Origin of the sequence: Bacillus sp. EKM202B (assembly GCF_011066025.1) — a bacterium.
GTDB classification, from domain to species: Bacteria; Bacillota; Bacilli; order Bacillales; family Bacillaceae_G; genus Bacillus_A; species Bacillus_A toyonensis.
In genome coordinates this window covers 64,685-85,219 of sequence record NZ_JAAMNK010000006.1, presented here as the reverse complement: position 1 = coordinate 85,219, position 20,535 = coordinate 64,685, and the positions used below count along the sequence as shown (strand labels likewise).

At 37.1% G+C, this 20,535-nt stretch carries 20 protein-coding genes; 16 read left to right on the top strand and 4 right to left on the bottom strand.

The window, feature by feature from the left end; translation table 11 throughout:
• Window positions 1-162: 162 nt before the first annotated feature.
• Window positions 163-714 carry a sigma-70 family RNA polymerase sigma factor gene (locus G9F74_RS10025; protein ID WP_033668606.1) on the top strand — a complete coding sequence of 184 codons (552 nt, stop codon included), beginning with the start codon at window positions 163-165 and terminating at the stop codon, window positions 712-714.
• Window positions 711-1,379, top strand: coding sequence for a hypothetical protein (locus tag G9F74_RS10020; RefSeq protein WP_016109153.1), 669 nt, complete (start codon window positions 711-713; stop codon window positions 1,377-1,379). The genes G9F74_RS10025 and G9F74_RS10020 overlap by 4 nt, the downstream gene beginning before the upstream one ends.
• A 36-nt stretch (window positions 1,380-1,415) precedes the next feature.
• Here the strand turns inward: G9F74_RS10020 and fhuB are convergent, their stop codons facing one another.
• Complete coding sequence (gene fhuB, locus G9F74_RS10015) at window positions 1,416-3,452, bottom strand: Fe(3+)-hydroxamate ABC transporter permease FhuB (protein ID WP_033668557.1); 2,037 nt, start codon at window positions 3,450-3,452, stop codon at window positions 1,416-1,418.
• Window positions 3,453-3,459: 7 nt separating this feature from the next.
• Window positions 3,460-4,434: an ABC transporter substrate-binding protein gene (locus tag G9F74_RS10010; RefSeq protein WP_016109151.1), complete on the bottom strand. Its 975-nt coding sequence runs from the start codon at window positions 4,432-4,434 to the stop codon at window positions 3,460-3,462.
• A gap of 356 nt (window positions 4,435-4,790) precedes the next feature.
• Here G9F74_RS10010 and G9F74_RS10005 point away from each other — a divergent pair, with 356 nt between their 5' ends.
• From G9F74_RS10005 to uvrC, 8 genes are all read left to right on the top strand, one after another.
• Window positions 4,791-5,585, top strand: coding sequence for a BclA C-terminal domain-containing protein (locus G9F74_RS10005; RefSeq protein ID WP_097854233.1), 795 nt, complete (start codon window positions 4,791-4,793; stop codon window positions 5,583-5,585).
• 189 nt (window positions 5,586-5,774) lie between these two features.
• On the top strand, window positions 5,775-7,460 hold the full coding sequence (locus tag G9F74_RS10000; protein WP_016109149.1) for a long-chain-fatty-acid--CoA ligase: 1,686 nt from the start codon (window positions 5,775-5,777) through the stop codon (window positions 7,458-7,460).
• A 106-nt stretch (window positions 7,461-7,566) separates the two neighbouring features.
• A complete protein-coding gene (locus tag G9F74_RS09995) occupies window positions 7,567-8,154 on the top strand; it encodes a fatty acid metabolism transcriptional regulator FadR (RefSeq protein WP_000742218.1) in 588 nt (195 codons plus the stop codon).
• A gap of 11 nt (window positions 8,155-8,165) precedes the next feature.
• Window positions 8,166-8,942: an enoyl-CoA hydratase gene (locus tag G9F74_RS09990; protein WP_000911298.1), complete on the top strand. Its 777-nt coding sequence runs from the start codon at window positions 8,166-8,168 to the stop codon at window positions 8,940-8,942.
• A gap of 80 nt (window positions 8,943-9,022) precedes the next feature.
• On the top strand, window positions 9,023-9,796 hold the full coding sequence (gene etfB / locus G9F74_RS09985; RefSeq protein ID WP_001029031.1) for an electron transfer flavoprotein subunit beta: 774 nt from the start codon (window positions 9,023-9,025) through the stop codon (window positions 9,794-9,796).
• Window positions 9,797-9,832: 36 nt separating this feature from the next.
• The gene (gene etfA, locus G9F74_RS09980) at window positions 9,833-10,810 is read left to right on the top strand and encodes an electron transfer flavoprotein subunit alpha (protein WP_000101960.1); all 978 of its coding nucleotides are present in this window, start codon (window positions 9,833-9,835) and stop codon (window positions 10,808-10,810) included.
• 211 nt (window positions 10,811-11,021) lie between these two features.
• Window positions 11,022-11,336, top strand: a complete 315-nt coding sequence (gene trxA / locus G9F74_RS09975) for a thioredoxin (RefSeq protein ID WP_000974757.1) — start codon at window positions 11,022-11,024, stop codon at window positions 11,334-11,336.
• 148 nt (window positions 11,337-11,484) lie between these two features.
• Complete coding sequence (gene uvrC, locus G9F74_RS09970) at window positions 11,485-13,269, top strand: excinuclease ABC subunit C (protein ID WP_000544286.1); 1,785 nt, start codon at window positions 11,485-11,487, stop codon at window positions 13,267-13,269.
• Window positions 13,270-13,383: 114 nt separating this feature from the next.
• Here the strand turns inward: uvrC and G9F74_RS09965 are convergent, their stop codons facing one another.
• Window positions 13,384-13,833 (bottom strand): YslB family protein, encoded by a 450-nt coding sequence (locus G9F74_RS09965; RefSeq protein WP_000042215.1) that lies wholly within the window; start codon window positions 13,831-13,833, stop codon window positions 13,384-13,386.
• A 299-nt stretch (window positions 13,834-14,132) separates the two neighbouring features.
• Between G9F74_RS09965 and sdhC the strand changes: the two genes are divergently transcribed.
• From sdhC to G9F74_RS09945, 4 genes are all read left to right on the top strand, one after another.
• On the top strand, window positions 14,133-14,759 hold the full coding sequence (gene sdhC, locus G9F74_RS09960) for a succinate dehydrogenase cytochrome B558 (RefSeq protein WP_000678354.1): 627 nt from the start codon (window positions 14,133-14,135) through the stop codon (window positions 14,757-14,759).
• Between the two features lie 13 nt (window positions 14,760-14,772).
• Window positions 14,773-16,566: a succinate dehydrogenase flavoprotein subunit gene (gene sdhA, locus G9F74_RS09955; protein ID WP_000676745.1), complete on the top strand. Its 1,794-nt coding sequence runs from the start codon at window positions 14,773-14,775 to the stop codon at window positions 16,564-16,566.
• The gene (sdhB, locus tag G9F74_RS09950; protein ID WP_001291830.1) at window positions 16,559-17,320 is read left to right on the top strand and encodes a succinate dehydrogenase iron-sulfur subunit; all 762 of its coding nucleotides are present in this window, start codon (window positions 16,559-16,561) and stop codon (window positions 17,318-17,320) included. The genes sdhA and sdhB overlap by 8 nt, the downstream gene beginning before the upstream one ends.
• Before the next feature lie 89 nt (window positions 17,321-17,409).
• Entirely contained in the window at window positions 17,410-17,856 is a 447-nt protein-coding gene (locus tag G9F74_RS09945; RefSeq protein ID WP_000822752.1) for an acyl-CoA thioesterase, read from the top strand.
• Window positions 17,857-17,894: 38 nt separating this feature from the next.
• On the opposite strand, the gene G9F74_RS09940 is transcribed toward G9F74_RS09945, so the two are convergent.
• Window positions 17,895-18,674, bottom strand: a complete 780-nt coding sequence (locus G9F74_RS09940; RefSeq protein WP_016109148.1) for a M15 family metallopeptidase — start codon at window positions 18,672-18,674, stop codon at window positions 17,895-17,897.
• Window positions 18,675-18,938: 264 nt separating this feature from the next.
• On the opposite strand from G9F74_RS09940, the gene motA reads away from it, so the two are divergent.
• Together motA and motB are read left to right on the top strand one after the other, a co-directional pair.
• Window positions 18,939-19,733: a flagellar motor stator protein MotA gene (gene motA / locus G9F74_RS09935; RefSeq protein ID WP_000344856.1), complete on the top strand. Its 795-nt coding sequence runs from the start codon at window positions 18,939-18,941 to the stop codon at window positions 19,731-19,733.
• On the top strand, window positions 19,723-20,508 hold the full coding sequence (gene motB / locus G9F74_RS09930) for a flagellar motor protein MotB (RefSeq protein ID WP_001256738.1): 786 nt from the start codon (window positions 19,723-19,725) through the stop codon (window positions 20,506-20,508). Before motA ends, motB begins: the two co-directional genes overlap by 11 nt.
• The last annotated feature ends 27 nt before the right edge of the window (window positions 20,509-20,535 follow it).

Genomic DNA, 20,535 nt, shown 5'->3' with positions numbered 1-20,535 from the left:
ATAGATTAAATTCGTGAGAGATAATATAATCCCTGTTCCACAAGAAATAATTAATTAAGTATTTGCTACAATATGAAAACAATTAGAAAATATTTGTAAAAGTGTCAGGAAACGAATGTGTTCATTCGTATATATAATGAATAAAGAAGGGGATAAAGAGTGGTGATAAGGGTGAAGGATATAGAAATAGTAGAAGGTCTTCGAAAACAAGACATGTTAGCATTACATACAGCAATGGATCGATATGGGGATTTAATTTATAAGGTGGTTCATAGTGTTTTAGATACGGCACAGAGCAAGGTATTAGTGGACGAATGTGTTGACGATATTTTATTAATCGTTTGGTACAACATTAGTAGTTATGATGAAAATCGTGGGAAGTTTAGAAACTGGCTTATATCTGTCGCTAAGTTTAAAGCTATTGATTATAAACGAAAAAGTAATAAGGCTTATCAATTACAAGAGCTTCAGCAAGAAATATATGAAGATAGAAAAAATGTCAATTTAACAAAAGAAGAGCGAGATTATAATTTTTACGTTTTAATTAAAGAATTGAATGAAGAAGATAAGAAAATTTTTATAAAAAGGTATTTAGATGAATATAGCGTACAAGAAATAGCGCTTGAATTCGGTATGACACGAGATACTGTATATAGCAGGCTTTCAAGAGGGAGAAAGAAATTGAAGAAGCTGTTGGGGGGGAGAAAGAAATGAATAAAGAAAAGTTACTTCAGGAATTAAATAACTTGCAGTATAGCGATAATTTTGTAGATGATTATAGAAATGATGAGAAAATAGATAAAAAGAAAATAAATCGTACAAAAGAAGTTGTAACAAAAACAATTTTAATGAAACGTTGTTATGAGGTTGTACAAGAAGAGTTACAGGGAAGCGAAGAGATTTTATATAGTATGCTTGTCGAAAATCCTCGTGTGAAAAATTGGCAGACAGGCACAGCCATGACATTAGGGGTAGGCGTTCTTGCGATGAACTTCGGTATTAATAATGTGCTAATCGTTACAAATAAACGGTTGTATGTATTTTTTGTGGATCGTTATTATAATGAAGTTGATATAAAAGTATGTGTATTAAATGAAATAGCTTCTATGAGAACAATATTAGACCGTAAAGGTGGGAGTGAATTTCTACATATAAAGTATAAAAATGATAAGGAGTACGTATTATTGGGAAATGCTGATGATTACAGAGAGTTATTTAAAATGGTAGGTAGACTGAAAGTAGCAAATGGAATAGAACTAAAATTACAGGATAAGAAATTAAAGAGAAAGTTAACTTTAAAACGAAGTGTATTCAATATAATCATGTATGCACTTGTTATATATATTCTGTACAAAGCTTATATTAATTTTATGCCATAATAGGAAAAGACAGCTTCATATATATGAAGCCGTCTTTTAATTAACTTTCTTCCCACTCTTCCTCATCAACCATAAGAAATAAGGTGCCCCAAGTACAGCAACGACAAGGCCAGAGGGAATTTCTTTCGGATATGCGATTGTACGTCCAAGTAAGTCAGCAACAGAAAGAAGGATTGCTCCAAACAGAGCGGAACAAACGAATAATCTTTGATGATTCATACCAACAACAATTCTTGCTAAGTGAGGAGCGACAAGGCCTAAAAAGGCGATTGTACCGACAGCCGCGATATTTATAGATGCAAGAAGTGTCGCTAGTACAATTAGAGCAAGACGCGTTTTATTTACAGGCTGTCCGAGTCCAGTTGCTAAATCGTCTCCAAGTACAAGGACATCAAGTTGTTTCATTAAGAAAAAGATAATTGGTATAAGAATAAGTGATGGATATAGAATGATATTTTCTAAGTGATTCCATCCTCTTGCATACGTACTGCCTGATAGCCATGTTAAAGCAGCAGCAACATTCAAGTTCGCTCTAACGATAAAGATTTGAATAATTGCTGAGCCGAGAGCCGAAATACCAATCCCTATTAAAGCAAGAGCTGTTGGACTAAATCCTGCTTTCCATGAGAAGAAGAGGACAATTCCAACTGCAAGTAGTCCGCCGATAAATGCACCAATTGGTAGGAAGAAACCTGGAAGTGCAGGGAAAACATACATAATAGTTAAAGCACCGACACCTGCTCCAGACGAAATACCAATAATCGAAGGGTCGGCAAGTGGGTTTCGTAATATTCCTTGGAAGACAAGCCCACTTATTGCAAGGCATGCGCCAGCAATAGCGGCAACGAGCATTCTTGGTAAACGAAGGTTCATCATCATATTTTTATCAAATTGCGTTAATTGCCCTGTTATAACATTTGTAATGCTTTCGATATAAGCATTACTACCGATTGTAACACCAAGAGCAATCGTCACAATACAAAGCGTGATAGATATGATGATTACCTTTTTATAAGAGTAATAGCGGGAACTAGCTCCAGCTGCATTCGCACCGTTATCATTCATATATTGTTTCGACTTCATCATACGATACACTAAATAAATAAGCCAAGGTGACCCAATCATTGCTGTGACTGATCCAACAGGAAGTTCTGCACCAGTTGGATCTATTAATCTACCGACGACATCTGCCCCAAGTAATAATACTGCTCCCCATAAGAATGAGGAAAGAAGAAGAGTAAAGTGTTGCCGGTAACCAATAAGGCGCATTAAGTGTGGTGCAACTAAGCCAACAAACCCAATCGGTCCAACGACAGTGACAATTACTGCTGTTAAAAAGATTGCAGCAATGAAGGCGATAAGACGTGTTACTGCTGTTTTTTCACCAAGAGAAACAGCAACATCGTCACCAAGTAAGAGGATGTTGAGTTTACGAGACATAAATAGTAAAACTAGGAAAGAAATAATGATAAATGGAAAAGCAAATTGAACGCCATCCCAGTTATTTTGGATAAGAGAGCCAGCTCCCCATAAAAATAAACCAGCCGTTTCATTTTCATAGAAAAGCTGCATCGTTCCAGTAAAAGCAGAAAGCATTAATGTAACGACCATCCCAGCTAGTGCCATTCTAAGTGGGGTTCCCTTTTTCCCACCAGAAATACGGTATACAAATAAAGCAGTAATAGCACCACCGATAAATGTGAAAAGAAGTGAGTTAATTTGCAGACCTTTCGGTAAGAAAATTGTAGCCGCTACTAGAAAGAAATATGCGCCAGAGTGAATTCCCATTGTACTTGATTCAGCAAGTGGGTTTTTTGTTAATGTTTGCAAAATGACCCCAGATGCAGCAAGAGCACCTCCAGCTAAAATAGCAATTACGGCTCTAGGTAATCGAAGCATGATTAAAGTTTGGTGCTCTAGTGATTGGTTCGGTGAGATAAGAGCATCGATAATCATACTATAGGAAATATTTGCTTGACCTTGTCCGATATGAATAAAGAAAAGGAGGAGCAAGAGAGCTGCTCCTCCTCCGAATACAAGACTTGCTCGAAGTGTATGTTGTAAGCTATTCATCGTGTAATCACTTCTTCGCTGTCATTACATCTGCTACTTGTGTTGCTAAAGATTTTGCAGACTCAGGACCACCGAAAATCCAAGTGTCGCCTTTTAATTTATACATTTTGTTTTCTTTTTTGAACTTTAATTCTTCCCAAGCAGGATTGCCTTTTAGTTGAGTGTCAAAAATGTTATCTTCATCCGCTACAATGTAAATGAAGTTTGAATCTTGTACACTTTGTAATGATTCTACAGTTGTTTGTTTGAAACCATCTGCCTCTGATTTACCCGCTTCAAAAGTGTTTGTTAAACCTAATTTTTTTGTAACTTGTAAAGCTGTAGAATTGTCAGTTAAGATGCGGAATGTTGGCACGTTTTTAGCAGTAAATGCTTGTGCCATTGCAATGTTTTTATCTTTTAAGCCTGCTTTGTCAATTTTTGCTTTTGCATCAGCAAATGTTTTATCCATATCAGCTAATACTTTTTTACCTTGTTCTTCTTTTCCAACAGCTTTTGCAATTTGTTTAAATGTTTCTGTCATTTCAGCAAAGTGATCGTTGTTGCTAGTTGATGGATCAAACATAACTGTAGGAGCAATTTGCTCTAATTCGTTTTTAATTGCTTTACCACGGAATGATGCTGTGATAATTAAATCTGGTTTTAGACGGCTAATTTCTTCTAAGTTTGGTTGTTGACGTGTCCCTACATCTACAACATCTTTACTCGGTTTTGTTTTTGTATTTACCCATTTATTATAATTCTTAATGTCTGCCATCCCTACTGGCTGAACACCAAGTGCTAATAAGTCTTCTGAATATACCCACTCAAGTACAACAACTTTTTTCGCTGGTTTATTTAACTTCGTTTCCCCTTCAGCGTGTTTAATTGTTATAGCTTGATTTTTATTGTCCGCTTTTGTTTCCTTTTTCTCCTCTTTTTGCTGTCCGCATCCAACAGCGAATAGAAGAATTACTATGAAAATACTGAGAATTTTCTTCATCTTCTGCCCCCAAATAAATTATTTAATTTGCAATGTACGATATTGAAAATCGTTATCAATTACAACATCCAAATCATACTATGATGATATTTTAAGTGTCAATATATTTTTAAAATTTTGACGAAAAATAACGAATTATACAGATTTCAATATGTGAGGTTGAAATCTATATGTATATGAAAATGCAGAAAAGGAATTTCGTTTAAGCAGGAAGGCGAATGTACAAGCAAAAGGGAAGGGTGTCGCATGTAATAATTATTAGAATGTACGGAATAAAGTATTTCTTTATTATTGGATAGTTGTTTTATAATTCGTTGTTTGTACTGAAAAGATTGAATTTGAAGGAAGGGATCAACATGTCTTCATGGCTCAATAATACAAATGGATATTGTGGGTGTAATAATCAAAATGGTGTACATGTTGATTCATGTTGTTTTAGTTGCGATGGGACAGTACCTAAGCTTGGTCCAACGGGTCCAACAGGAGCAACGGGTCCGACGGGAGTAACAGGTTCAACAGGAGCAACGGGTCCAACAGGAGCGACAGGTTCAACAGGAGCAACGGGTCCGACGGGAGCAACGGGTCCAACAGGAGCGACAGGAATAACAGGTCCAACGGGGGCAACCGGTTCAACAGGAGCGACAGGAATAACAGGAGCAACGGGTCCAACAGGAGCGACAGGAATAACAGGTCCAACGGGGGCAACCGGTGATACAGGCCCAACAGGAGCAACCGGCACAAGTATAACGGCAACATACGCATTTGCAAATAATACGTCGGGTACAGCAATATCGGTACTACTTGGTGGAACAAATGTCCCGCTTCCAAACAATCAGAATATCGGTCCAGGTATTACAGTGTCTGGGGGGAACACAGTATTTACGGCTGCAAATGCAGGGAATTATTATATTTCATATTCGATTAATATAACGGCTTCATTATTAGTCAGTTCGCGAATTACAATTAATGGTGCACCGCTTGCTGGGACGATCAATTCCCCTGCAGTAGCAACCACATCGTTTAGTGCAACAATTATTACGACTCTTGCGGCGGGGAGTGCAATTAGTTTGCAATTATTTGGCTTGTTAGCTGTTGCGACGTTATCAACGACTACTCCAGGAGCGGTATTAACAATTATAAGACTAAGTTAAATAATAACTCTCTTACTCTTAAAAGAGTAAGAGAGTTTGTACATATAATAAGAAGTTAAAGAGGTAAGGCATAGTTATATAAAAGTCAGAATATTATGATTGTAACGTTGTTATGACTATAATATAATGAAAACAACCATCATGAATGAACATTCATTTATTTTTTATGTATTTGAAGGGGGAATGAAGGTGGAAAAACCTTGGTTAAAAAGTTATCCAGAGGAAATTCCTAGTACTATTTCTTATGATATTCAGCCACTTCATGGATATTTAGAGAAAATAGCTTCTTGTTATCCAGAAAAGAAAGCGCTTCATTTTTTAGGTAAAGATGTTACATTTTCAGATTTCCATGACAAGGTAAAGAAGTTTGCGAATTATCTGCAAAGTCTTGGTGTTGAAAAGGGAGATAGAGTTGCAATTATGTTGCCGAATTGTCCGCAATCTGTAATCGGTTATTATGGTACTTTGCTTGCCGGGGGGATTGTCGTACAAACGAATCCTCTTTATACAGAAAGAGAGCTTGAGTACCAACTTCATGACTCTGGGGCAAAAGTCATTCTTTGCCTTGATTTAGTGTTTCCGAGAGTTACTAATGTTCAAAATGCCACAAAGCTGGAGCACATTATCGTAACTCGTATTGCAGATTTCTTACCATTCCCTAAAAATTTACTTTATCCATTTGTACAAAAAAAGCAGGCGAATCTTGTTGTGAATGTGTCGGAAAGCGAAACGATTCATCTATGGAAATCAGTAGAAAGGGAAAGTACTGCTGATGTTGAGGTTCCCTGTGATCCTGAAAATGATCTAGCTCTTTTGCAGTATACGGGGGGAACGACAGGATTTCCAAAAGGGGTTATGCTGACGCATAAAAACCTCGTTTCGAACACTTTAATGGGAGCACATTGGTTATATAATTGTAAAGAGGGAGAAGAAGTGATCCTTGGTGTCCTTCCGTTTTTTCATGTATACGGAATGACAGCTGTAATGAATTTAAGTATTATGCAAGGGTATAAAATGGTGCTTATTCCGAAGTTTGATATGAAAATGGTTTTTGAAGCAATTAAAAAACATAAAGTTACACTATTTCCAGGAGCGCCGACCATTTATATTGCTCTATTAAATAGCCCTCTTTTAAAAGAATATGATATTTCTTCTATTCAGGCTTGTATTAGTGGCTCTGCACCGCTTCCTGTAGAAGTACAGGAGGAGTTTGAGAGCGTTACAGGTGGTAAACTGGTAGAAGGTTACGGATTAACGGAGTCATCACCCGTTACACATGGGAATTTCTTGTGGGAAAAACGTGTGCCAGGAAGTATTGGGGTACCGTGGCCAGATACGGAGTCAATCATCATGTCACTTGAAACAGGAGAGGCATTACCTCCAGGTGAAATCGGTGAAATAGTTGTTAAAGGCCCACAAATTATGAAAGGGTATTGGAATAAGCCAGAAGAAACGGCGGCTGTATTGCAAGATGGCTGGCTTCATACAGGTGATGTAGGATACATGGATGAGGATGGCTTTTTCTATGTGAAAGATCGTAAGAAAGATATGATTGTTGCTAGCGGTTTTAACGTATATCCTCGTGAAGTAGAAGAAGTGTTATATGAACACGAAAAGGTGCAAGAAGTAGTGACGATCGGTGTTCCTGATCCGTACAGAGGGGAAACTGTAAAAGCATTTGTTGTTTTGAAAGAAGGCGCTGAATGTTCTGAAGAGGAATTAAATCAGTTTGCACGTAAATATTTAGCGGCTTATAAAGTACCGAAAGTATACGAGTTTAGAGATGAATTGCCGAAAACGACAGTAGGGAAAATTTTGCGCCGCGTCCTAATAGATGAAGAGAAGAGGAAGAATGAGGATGAGCAAACGGGCTAAGGCCCTTTCTTTTTGAAAAAATAGGATTGACACTTTTCTAAATAGTCAGTATTATAAGAATATGAATGACTATTCATTCAGTCATCTTCTTGAAGGGGACAGTAAAGTGAAGAAAAATAGACCGAAATACAATCAAATTATTGATGCGGCAGTCATTGTGATTGCAGAGAATGGATACCATCAAGCGCAAGTTTCTAAAATTGCAAAGCAAGCTGGGGTAGCTGATGGCACGATTTATTTATATTTTAAAAATAAAGAAGATATATTAATATCCTTATTCCAAGAGAAGATGGGAGAATTTGTTGAAACAATTCGTCAAAAAACAGCAGGAATTGAAAGCGCTGTAGCGAAGTTATTCATGTTGGTAGAAACGCACTTCTTGCTGTTATCACAAAATGATCCTCTTGCTATCGTTACGCAATTAGAGCTAAGACAGTCCAATCAAGACTTGCGCCTTAAAATAAATGAAGTATTAAAAGGCTACTTACAAGTTATGGATGAAATTTTAGAGACAGGTATAAAGCAAGGTGAGTTTCAGGCGGACTTAAATGTTCGTGTGGCAAGACAAATGATCTTTGGAACAGTAGATGAAGTTGTGACCAATTGGGTAATGAGCGATCATAAGTATGATCTGGTCGCACTTTCAAAAACGGTACATGGGCTACTTATTGCGGCTTGTGGTTATCGTCAATAATGGGAGGGATCATGTTGAAATTCCTATCTGTAAGAGTTGAAGACCATATTGCGGTGGCGACGTTAAATCACGGGCCAGCGAATGCGATGTCTTCACAAGTTATGCATGACGTTACTGAGTTAATTGATCAAGTGGAGAAGGATGATAACATTCGTGTTGTTGTTATTCACGGTGAAGGGCGCTTCTTCTCAGCTGGAGCAGATATTAAAGAATTTACATCTGTTACTGAAGCGAAGCAAGCGACAGAATTAGCACAGCTTGGACAAGTTACATTTGAGCGTGTTGAAAAATGTTCAAAACCAGTTATCGCGGCAATTCATGGAGCGGCACTTGGCGGCGGCCTTGAGTTTGCTATGTCTTGCCACATGCGCTTTGTAACTGAAAGTGCAAAACTTGGTTTACCTGAATTAACACTTGGATTAATTCCTGGTTTTGCAGGTACACAGCGCTTACCACGTTATGTTGGGAAAGCGAAAGCTTGTGAAATGATGTTAACGAGTACACCAATTACTGGTGCAGAAGCATTAAAATGGGGACTTGTTAACGGAGTGTTTTCTGAAGAAACACTTTTAGACGATACACTTAAAGTTGCAAAACAAATTGCTGGAAAAAGTCTAGCAACAACTCGTGCTGTGTTAGAGTTATTGCAAACGACAAAATCGTCTCATTATTACGAAGGTGTACAGCGCGAAGCTCAAATCTTCGGTGAAGTATTTACGAGTGAAGATGGAAGAGAAGGTGTAGCAGCGTTTTTAGAAAAACGTAAGCCTTCGTTTAGTGGTAGGTAGTTCAATTATTTTTTTAATATAAATTAACAGAATTTTAAAATTGATAGAATCTTTCTGAAAAAAATAAGGGGGTAAATGGAATGAACATCTACGTACTCATGAAACGAACATTTGATACAGAAGAAAAAATCGTAATTAAAAACGGTGCAATTTACGATGGCGAAGCGGAATTCATCATCAACCCTTACGATGAATATGCGATTGAAGAAGCAATTCAAGTAAGAGACGCACAAGGTGGAGAAGTTACTGTCGTAACAGTTGGTGGCGAAGATAGTGAGAAAGAACTTCGTACAGCATTAGCGATGGGCTGTGATAAAGCGGTATTAATTAATATTGAAGATGATGTTGAAAATGGCGATCAGTTTACAACAGCAAAAGTACTTGCTGAATATTTAAAAGATAAAGATGCAGATTTAATTTTAGGCGGAAACGTTGCGATTGACGGTGCATCTGGACAAGTTGGTCCACGCGTAGCTGAAGCGCTAAATATTCCGTACGTAACGACAATTACAAAACTGGAGATTGATGGTACAAACGTGAAGATTGAGCGTGACGTTGAAGGTGATACAGAAGTTATTGAAACTTCATTACCAGTTTTAGTAACAGCACAACAAGGTTTAAACGAACCGCGTTATCCATCGCTTCCAGGTATTATGAAAGCGAAGAAAAAGCCACTGGAAGAAGTAGAATTAGATGATTTAGATTTAGAAGAAGATGATGTGGAAGCAAAGACAAAAACAATTGAAATCTATTTGCCTCCTAAGAAAGATGCAGGAAAAGTGTTACAAGGCGAGCTGCAAGATCAAGTAAAAGAACTTGTATCGTTGCTCCATACAGAAGCGAAAGTAATCTAATAAAATACGAAATTATATATGCAGGAGGGAAAATCTATGGCTCGTAAAGTATTAGTAATGGGTGAAGTTCGTGACGGATCGCTACGTAACGTTTCGTTTGAAGCGGTAGCAGCAGCAAAAACAATTGCAGAAGGCGGTGAAGTGGTAGGTCTTCTAGTTGGAGACAGCGTTGCCTCTTTTGCAAATGAATTGATTCATTACGGTGCAGATCGCGTTGTGACAGTTGAAAATGATAAATTAAAATCATATACATCTGATGGTTACGCACAAGCGTTTTTAGCTGTATATGCTGAAGAAAAGCCAGAAGGTATCGTATTTGGACATACAGCACTTGGTAAAGATTTATCACCAAAATTAGCAGCGAAACTTGAAGCTGGTCTAATTTCTGATGTAACTGCTTTAGAAGTTGAAGGTGGAAATGTTATCTTCACTCGTCCGATTTACTCTGGTAAAGCGTTTGAGAAGAAGATTGTAACAGATGGTATCTTATTTGCGACAGTGCGCCCAAATAACATTGCAACTCTTGAAAAAGACGAGTCTCGCACAGGTGACGTGTCTTCTATTACAGTAGATGTGAAAGATTTACGTACAATTATTCAAGATGTTGTCCGTAAAACTGCAGAAGGCGTTGATCTTTCAGAAGCGAAAGTTATTATCGCTGGCGGACGTGGTGTGAAGAGTGAAGATGGATTTAAGCCATTAAAAGAGTTAGCTGATGTACTAGGCGGCGCTGTTGGAGCATCTCGTGGTGCTTGTGACGCTGAGTATTGCGATTACTCATTACAAATTGGTCAAACGGGTAAAGTCGTTACGCCAGATCTATACATTGCATGCGGTATTTCTGGTGCGATTCAGCATTTAGCTGGTATGTCTAACTCAAAAATAATCGTTGCAATTAATAAAGATCCAGAAGCAAGTATTTTCAAAGTAGCTGACTATGGTATTGTTGGTGACTTATTCGAAGTTTTACCTCTTTTAACAGAAGAGTTTAAAAAGTTAAAAGTACATTCATGATTTGAGTACCCTTGAGTTCCAAGTGAAGTACCCCTATATATAGAAAAAGGTGAGGGATCCCCTGTCCCTCACCTTTTTAGTATTTCATCCATATTTTTATATAGTATAAAGGAACATTTTTTTGTTACAATACATAACGATACATATTATTCGCCACGTATATAAGTTAATGATATACTCTTGGTAGAATATACTTGAAGGAGGAAATAAAATGGCAATTATAAACGCAAATGACCAAAGCTTCGCAGCTGAAACTAGCGAAGGTGTTGTATTATTAGATTTCTGGGCACCTTGGTGTGGACCTTGTAAAATGATCGCTCCTGTATTAGAGGAAATCGATTCAGAACTAGGTGAAAAAGTAAAAGTAGTAAAAGTAGACGTTGATGAAAACCAAGAAACTGCTCGTCAATTTGAAGTAATGAGCATTCCAGCTCTTTTCGTATTAAAAGACGGTAAAGTAGTTGATCAAGCGTTAGGTTACAAACCGAAAGAAGCGTTAGTAGAATTAGTTTCTAAACACTTCTAAAAGAAAGAAGCTACCATTTGGTAGCTTTTTTTATTTTCCTTTTTTAAACCTTTCCGTTACAATAAAAGAACGTATGTTGGGTGTTTTGTCATTGTATGTTTTTATTTTGAATTTGCAATGATAAGCATGTAGAAATGGAGGTAGGCGAGTGCACGAACATTTGAAAGAGAAATTGGCTATTTTACCAGATCAACCTGGTTGTTATTTAATGAAAGATAAGCAAGGAACGGTTATATATGTCGGGAAGGCAAAAGTGTTAAAAAATCGTGTGCGCTCGTACTTTACTGGTTCGCATGATGGGAAAACACTTCGGCTTGTAGGAGAAATTGTAGATTTTGAATATATCGTAACCTCTTCAAATTTGGAGGCTCTTATTTTAGAGTTAAATTTAATAAAAAAGTATGATCCAAAATATAATATTCAATTAAAAGATGATAAAACATATCCTTTTATTAAAATTACCGCTGAAAAACAGCCGCGCTTACTCATTACACGTAACGTAAAAAAGGATAAAGGAAAGTATTTTGGCCCTTATCCGAATGCACAATCAGCTCATGAAACGAAAAAACTATTAGATCGCATGTATCCGCTTCGCAAATGCTCAAACATGCCCGATAAAGTGTGTTTATATTATCATATGGGCCAATGTTTAGCACCTTGTGTGAAAGAAGTGACGGAAGAACAAAATAAAGAAATTGTGGATGAAATTATTAAGTTTTTAAATGGTGGACATAAAGAAATTCGTTCAGAATTAGAAACAAAGATGTATGAGGCTTCAGAGAAACTAGAATTTGAACGTGCGAAAGAATTGCGAGATCAAATTGCTCATATAGATGCAATTATGGAAAAACAAAAGATGATTATGAGTGACTTAGTGGACCGTGATGTATTTGGATATGCAGTTGATAAAGGATGGATGTGCGTTCAAGTTTTCTTCGTTCGAAAAGGAAAGCTAATTGAACGTGATGTTTCTATGTTTCCAATCTATGATGAACCAGAAGAGGGATTTTTAACGTTTATCGGTCAATTTTATGAAAACAGCAGTCATTTTAAACCGAAAGAAATTGTTGTTCCAGGAAGTATAGACTCAGAATTAGTAGAGCGCTTTTTAGAAGTTGAAGCGACGCAGCCGAAACGTGGTAAGAAAAAAGATCTTGTAGAATTAGCAAATAAAAATGCGAAAATTGCACTTGAAGAGAAATTCTACTTAATTGAACGTGATGAAGAGCGAACGATTAAAGCTGTAGATCAGTTAGGAAAGCAGCTCGGGATTGAAACACCGTATCGTATTGAAGCGTTTGATAACTCAAATATTCAAGGAACAAATCCCGTTTCTGCAATGATTGCTTTTATCGATGGGAAACCAGCGAAGAAAGAGTACAGGAAATATAAAATTAAAACGGTTCAAGGACCAGATGATTATGAGTCTATGAGAGAAGTTGTGAGGCGCCGTTATACAAGGGCGCTTAAAGAGAATTTACCATTACCAGATTTAATCATTATTGACGGGGGAAAAGGTCATCTGGCAGCTGTAAGTGATGTTCTAGAAAATGAGCTTGGGTTATATATTCCGATGGCAGGCCTTGTAAAAGATGACAAACATAAAACATCCCATTTAATTATTGGGGATCCACCTGAACCGGTGATACTTGAGAGGAATAGCCAAGAATTTTATTTATTGCAGCGCATTCAAGATGAAGTGCATCGATTTGCGATTACATTCCATCGTCAATTACACGGGAAATCTGTCATTCAATCAGCACTGGACGATATTCCAGGAATCGGTGATAAACGGAAAAAGGTATTGTTAAAACATTTTGGTTCATTAAAGAAGATGAAAGAAGCTTCTGTAGCAGAATTTGTCGAAGCGGGTATGCCGAAAAATGTCGCAGAAACAATTTATACGTATTTAACAGATAAGAAGACGTTGTAGTTTACAACGTCTTCTGTTTTTTGGTATAATTTCTGAAGATTTAAAATAAACTCATCTGAATGAAAATACAAAAAAGTCAACTAAACTTATATGTCTAGTTGACTGTAGGTAAGGCTACACTTCAATGAGATCTTTTATATCCCATTTCACAAGAAATGTAATAGAGTCTGAACGTTTTTTCTTTTCTTCGTATGACTCTGCTACGACGTTTCGTTGCTTCTGAATTTGCTCAGCAATGAATCCAGCTTCTAATTGATAAGAAGAATGTCTGTTTTGTTTTTGACGTTCAGCAATGAGAGTGCCTTTAAGTTGGAACTGCATTTCACGACGTTTATGCTCAATAATACTTAAAGTGCCCCAACCAGCTTTTTCAAAGAACTGAATGACTTCTTCAATTGTTTCTAGCGGATATTTTCTTGCAAGGTTTCTACCGGACCAGTATAAAATACCATCTAAATCGTTACCAATTAAATCAGGTAGTAATTCTTCACGTAGCAATTCATAAGCGAAGGCGTTCAATGAAACATCTTCTAAAGATGTTATATCGATTGTATTTTTGCTCACAATATTCCCCTCTTTCTATAGGGCTTATTATATAACATTTCTCATTTATAAAAACAGATTTTTCTTTAGGAAAATCTGAATATATAAGAAGAAAAAAAGAATTGGCAAATTATATGCAAATTATGTATACGTTTTCTTGACGCTTCGACAAAAATAGGAGTAAAATGAACTTGGTATCAAATTATGCTGAAATATTTCGAATAATTTTTTCAGTTTTTCTTATGCCAATAGTGAAAAAACATTATTGTTGTAAATTAATCTGAAAACAGCAGTCAAACATTCAAGGGGGTAATGGGGACATGAAAGGCCGCGAGTATACGTTTCGTAAGTGGCACTCATTAATGGGGGTCATCCCGGTTGGTGTCTTTTTGACGCAACATCTAATTGTAAACAACTTTGCAACAAGAGGAGCAGAGGCTTTTAACAAAGCTGCAGGCTTTATGGAGCTCCTTCCATTCCGGTATGCGCTAGAAATTTTCATCATCTTTTTACCTATACTGTACCATGCTATATATGGCTTATATATTGCATTTACAGCTAAGAACAATGCGGTATCTTACGGTTATTTCCGTAACTGGATGTTCGTCTTCCAACGAATTTCAGGTATCGTTACGCTGATCTTCATTTCTTGGCATGTCTGGGAAACTCGTATTCAAGCAATGTTAGGTAAAGAGGTAAACTACGATATGATGGCAGATATTTTAAACAATCCAGCTATGTTTGCATTCTATTTAGTTGGTGTTGTTTCAACAATTTTCCACTTTGCAAATGGACTATGGACATTCTGCATTAGCTGGGGAATTACAGTGTCTCCACGTTCACAAAGAATCTCTACTTATGTAACATTAGCTATTTTCTTAGGTCTATCTTATGTAGGTGTGAGTGCATTATTAGCGTTCATCGATCCACAGCTAGCAAACCAGTAAGGAGTGGGAGAGCATGAAAGGGAAACTTATAGTAGTCGGCGGTGGCTTGGCTGGCTTAATGGCAACGATTAAAGCGGCAGAAGCAGGAGTAAATGTTGAACTGTTTTCATTAGTACCAGTAAAACGTTCACATTCTGTATGTGCTCAGGGCGGAATTAACGGTGCCGTAAATACGAAAGGTGAAGGGGATTCTCCATGGATCCACTTTGACGATACAATTTATGGTGGGGATTTCTTAGCGAACCAACCACCAGTTAAAGCAATGTGTGAAGCAGCACCTGGTATTATTCATTTAATGGACCGTATGGGTGTTATGTTCAACCGTACGGAAGAAGGACTTCTTGATTTCCGTCGTTTTGGTGGAACACAACATCACCGTACAGCATTTGCTGGTGCAACAACTGGACAGCAATTACTATACGCATTAGATGAGCAAGTACGTCGTCACGAAGTAGCAGGACTTGTAACGAAATATGAAGGTTGGGATTTCTTACGAGCTGTTGTTGATGATGAAGGTGTGTGCCGAGGAATCGTTGCACAAGACTTACAAACTATGGAGATTAAAAGTTTCCAAGCTGATGCCGTGATTATGGCAACAGGGGGCCCTGGTATCATCTTTGGAAAATCAACTAACTCTATTATCAATACAGGTACAGCAGCGTCTGCTGTATATCAACAAGGTGCATATTATGCGAACGGTGAGTTTATTCAAATCCATCCAACGGCAATTCCTGGAGACGATAAGTTACGTCTTATGAGTGAATCTGCACGTGGTGAAGGTGGGCGTGTTTGGACATATAAAGATGGTAAGCCATGGTACTTCTTAGAAGAGAAATATCCTGCTTACGGAAACCTTGTACCTCGTGATATTGCAACGCGTGAAATCTTTGATGTTTGCGTAGAGCAAAAACTAGGTATTAACGGTGAAAACATGGTGTACCTAGATCTTTCTCATAAAGATCCGAAAGAACTAGATATTAAACTTGGTGGAATTATTGAAATCTATGAGAAGTTTACAGGAGATGATCCTCGTAAACTACCAATGAAAATCTTCCCAGCGGTTCACTATTCAATGGGCGGGCTATGGGTTGATTATAAGCAAATGACAAGCATTCCAGGTTTATTTGCAGCAGGTGAGTGCGATTATTCTATGCACGGTGGTAACCGCCTTGGTGCGAACTCACTATTATCAGCAATTTACGGTGGTATGGTAGCAGGACCGAACGCAATTGAGTATATGAAAGGTCTTTCTAAATCATCTGATGCTGTTTCTTCTAGTGTATATGAGCAAAATGAATTAATCGAAACAGAGAAATTTAACAATATTTTAACGCTTGATGGTAACGAAAATGCATATGTTCTTCACAAAGAGCTGGGAGAATGGATGACAGATAACGTTACAGTAGTTCGTGAAAATAAAAAGTTATTAGAAACAGATGCAAAAATTGAAGAGTTAATGGCGCGTTACAAACGCATTAACATTAACGATACAGCAAGATGGAGTAACCAGGGTGCTTCATTTACACGTCAACTTGCAAATATGTTTGAGCTAGCTCGTGTTATTACAATTGGGGCATATAACCGTAATGAAAGCCGCGGAGCGCATTACAAACCGGAATTCCCAAATCGTGATGATGCAAACTTCTTAAAAACTACAATGGCAAAATTTGAGGGAGAAGGAAATGCACCAGCATTCCATTACGAAGAAGTGGATGTTTCATTAATTAAACCACGTAAACGTGACTATTCTTCAAAACATGATGTAGCTGCTAAGGGTGAAGAGAAGGGGGATAAGCAACATGTCTGAGAAAACAATCCGCCTCATCATTACGAGACAAGATGGACCAGATGCACAAGAGTTTGACCAAGAGTTTGAAATTCCATATCGTCCAAATATGAATATTATTTCGGCACTTATGGAAATTCGCCGTAATCCTGTTGATTCAAAAGGGAACCAAACAACTCCGATTGCATGGGATATGAACTGTTTAGAGGAAGTATGTGGCGCTTGCTCGATGGTTATTAACGGAAAACCACGTCAATCATGTACAGCGCTTATTGATCAATTAGAACAGCCAATTCGCTTAAAACCGATGAAGACATTCCCGGTTGTACGTGATTTACAAGTTGACCGTAGTCGTATGTTTAACGCATTAAAACGCGTTAAGGCTTGGATTCCAATCGATGGTACGTATGACCTAGGTCCAGGACCAAGAATGCCGGAGAAGAAACGTCAATGGGCTTATGAGCTTTCAAAATGTATGACATGTGGTGTTTGCTTAGAATCATGTCCAAACGTAAACAGTAAATCTGACTTTATTGGACCAGCACCGTTATCACAAGCTCGTTTATTCAACTCGCATCCAACAGGTGAAATGCACAAAGCAGATCGCTTACGTGCAATTATGGGAGATGGAGGGCTTGCAAACTGTGGTAACTCTCAAAACTGTGTGCAATCATGTCCGAAAGGTATTCCATTAACAACTTCAATCGCAGCATTAAACCGTGATACAACAATTCAATCGTTCAAAGATTTCTTTGGTAGCGATAATAACTATTAATAAATATGCCTCTTCATTTGAAGGGGCATATTTATAAGATTATTTTTCAGTTTATTCTGTATATTAGTAATTGAAAAGGAGAGAAAACGATGAAGAGAATTTCTTATATTGAAGACTTTAAGAAATGGGAAAGTGGTTTTTCGTTTTACAATCCTGTAAAAGTTCGTTTCGGTGAAGTAGATATGTTTGGACATGTAAATAATGTCATTGCTTTTACATATTTTGAAGAAGCACGTATCGCATTGTTTAAAGAACTTGGATTTATGCAAGAATGGACAAATGAATCATCAGAAACGATGATCGTTGTTGCAGATTTACAATGTAATTTCATCAAACAAATATATTTTGATGAGCAGTTGAAAGTATATGTAAAGGCAGAAACAGTTGGGAATTCTTCTTTAGATTTGCACTATATGGTCAAAAATGCAGAAGGGGAAGTTTGTTTAGTTGGACGCGGTATGATGGTACAAGCATCGAAAAAAACAGGAAGAGGCGAGCCATGGCCTGAAGAATGGAAGATGAAATTACTAAAATAATAGAAGAGAATACAAAAATAAGAGAGCGAATCGCTCTCTTATTTTTTATCCTTCATTGCCTCTTCTAATGTTAGATGGTGTTTATATATGTATGTGGCATATGGATTACCAACGTAGCGTAAGTGCCATGGTTCGTATGCGTACTCTGTTGTTTCTGTTTTATCTTCTAAATAACGAATGACAAATCCAAACTCATGGGCGTGTTTTGCAACCCATTTCCCTTCTGTTGTCTCGCCAAAGATTGGTTCTAATTGGAATTTAGCAGATTTTGAGCTAATATCCATTGCTAGACCAGTTTGATGCTCACTTGTTCCTGGAATTGCACTTACCGAATTAGCCTCAGTTTTTCCTTGGCGCTTAATATAGGTATTATGTAATGACTGTTGACGTTTGTAAGAACGGTAACCTGAAACTGCTGTAAGTTCTATCCCCTCTTTTTTCGCTGCTTGGAACATTTTCTCAAGCGCATCTGCAGCATCTTTACGAAGTAATGTTTTCTCTTTATCTTTTGGACTAGTAAATGGTACGTTCGGTTTCTTTAAATCTTCTGGAATATACCCATCTGGTAATTTACGATGTTTATTGACTAATACAAGAGCAGAATCCGGATTTGTTACAACGGAAAAATTATCATCTAGTTTTTTTTCATTATGATCAGCTTTTGGAAAAGCAGGAATCTCTTCTTTTGGATGATTACTATGTTTTTGACTTTCGACAGCTTTCGCCCCATTTTGTAATGGTGATTCAGAACTGAAATAAGCGAAAGATGTGATACCGATTACAATAGTAGCGGCAGAAATAATTATTATTTTTTTCATGATGCCTTGTAATCACAGTCCTTTCTTAATAAAATATGTATTGTTTTTATTATAAGTTTAGTTTGTTGAAAAAGAAATATAAGAGCCGTAACGTAATGAAAATGCAAAGAAAATGTCAGAAAATGTGTGAAATTGTAGTATTTTTTCATATAATTCATTTCTTATCTTTCATGAATTGAATTTTTTATGTAATATATATACATAAGAAGATGTAGCGATTATCGAGAATAAAGAACTTCTTGTATAGACTAGGAGTGAATGGGAATGGATTTTGCAACAATTATTGGACTCATTTTAGGATTTGTAGCGGTAGTAGTAGGGATGGTCGTCAAGGGCGCTGACGTAACAGCCTTATTGAATCCTGCCGCAGCATTAATTATTTTCATCGGTACATTTGCCGCAGTTTGTATTGCATTTCCGATGAATCAACTAAAAAGGGTTCCAAAATTATTTAAAGTTCTTTTTGGTTCAAATAAAAAGGATTTAAGTTACGAACAGTTGCTAGAATTATTTGTTCATTGGACATCTGAAAGTAGAAAATACGGTATTTTGTCTTTAGAGCAACAATTAGACAAAATTCAAGATGAATTTCTTTTACGTGGTATGAAATTTGTGATTGATGGCGTATCCGCAGAAGATTTAGAGCAGATTTTAGAAGCTGAATTAGAAGCAATTGAAGAAAGGCATGCAAAAGGAGCGGCGATTTTTTCACAAGCTGGTACGTATGCACCGACATTAGGGGTTTTAGGTGCTGTTATTGGTCTTGTAGCTGCGCTTGGTAATTTAACTGATATTGACAAGTTAGGACATGCTATTTCAGGTGCGTTTATTGCAACGATTTTTGGTATTTTTTCAGGTTATGTACTATGGCATCCATTTGCAAATAAGTTAAAGCAAAAATCTGCAGCTGAAATCGAGAAAAAACGTTTAATTATTGATTGTTTATTAATGTTACAAGAAGGTACATATCCGTTTATTATGAAGAACCGTATTTTAGGTGCACTTTCTGCAACTGAGCGTAAAAAGCTAGAAATAGGAGCAGAAAAAAATGCGGAGTAAAAAAAATAGAAGAGGTAAAAAGAAAAAACATGATGAGCATATCGATGAAACGTGGTTAATTCCGTATTCTGATATGTTAACGTTGTTATTTGCATTATTCATCGTATTATTCGCAATGAGTAGTATAGATGCTGCGAAGTTTAAACAGATGGCAGTAGCTTTTCGGAGTGAACTAGCAGGCGGAACAGGAAATAAAGAGTTTTTAAGTGATCAGAAGCCGAATGAAGAGAAAGAGTTGTCAGCAAATAGTTTAGAATCTGAGCAGATTAAAAAGAATGCTGAGGCTGAAGTAAAGCAGCAAGAAATGAATGAATTAAAAGCGGTACAAAAAGGTATTGATAAATATATTGAGGAAAAGCAATTATCGTCTTCTTTTAAAACCGATTTAACTGAAAAAGGATTAATGGTAACAATATTAGAAAATGTACTATTCGACTCGGGGAAAGCAGATGTGAAATTAGAATCGTTAGGGATTGCAAAAGAGATGTCTAACCTGCTTGTTTCCGCATCACCTCGTGAGATTACAGTATCTGGTCATACAGATACTGTTCCTATCGCAAATGCTCAGTTTGCATCAAACTGGGAGTTAAGTACACAGCGTGCCGTTAATTTTATGCAGGTATTACTTCAAAATAAAGATTTGCAACCAGGAAAATTTAGTGCAATTGGTTACGGAGAATACCGTTCGATTGCACCAAATGATACACCGGAAGGAAAAGCAAAAAATAGACGTGTAGAAGTGTTTATTTTACCTTTAACGAGAAATATGCAATAAAGAAAGAGGATGGCAAATGCCATCCTC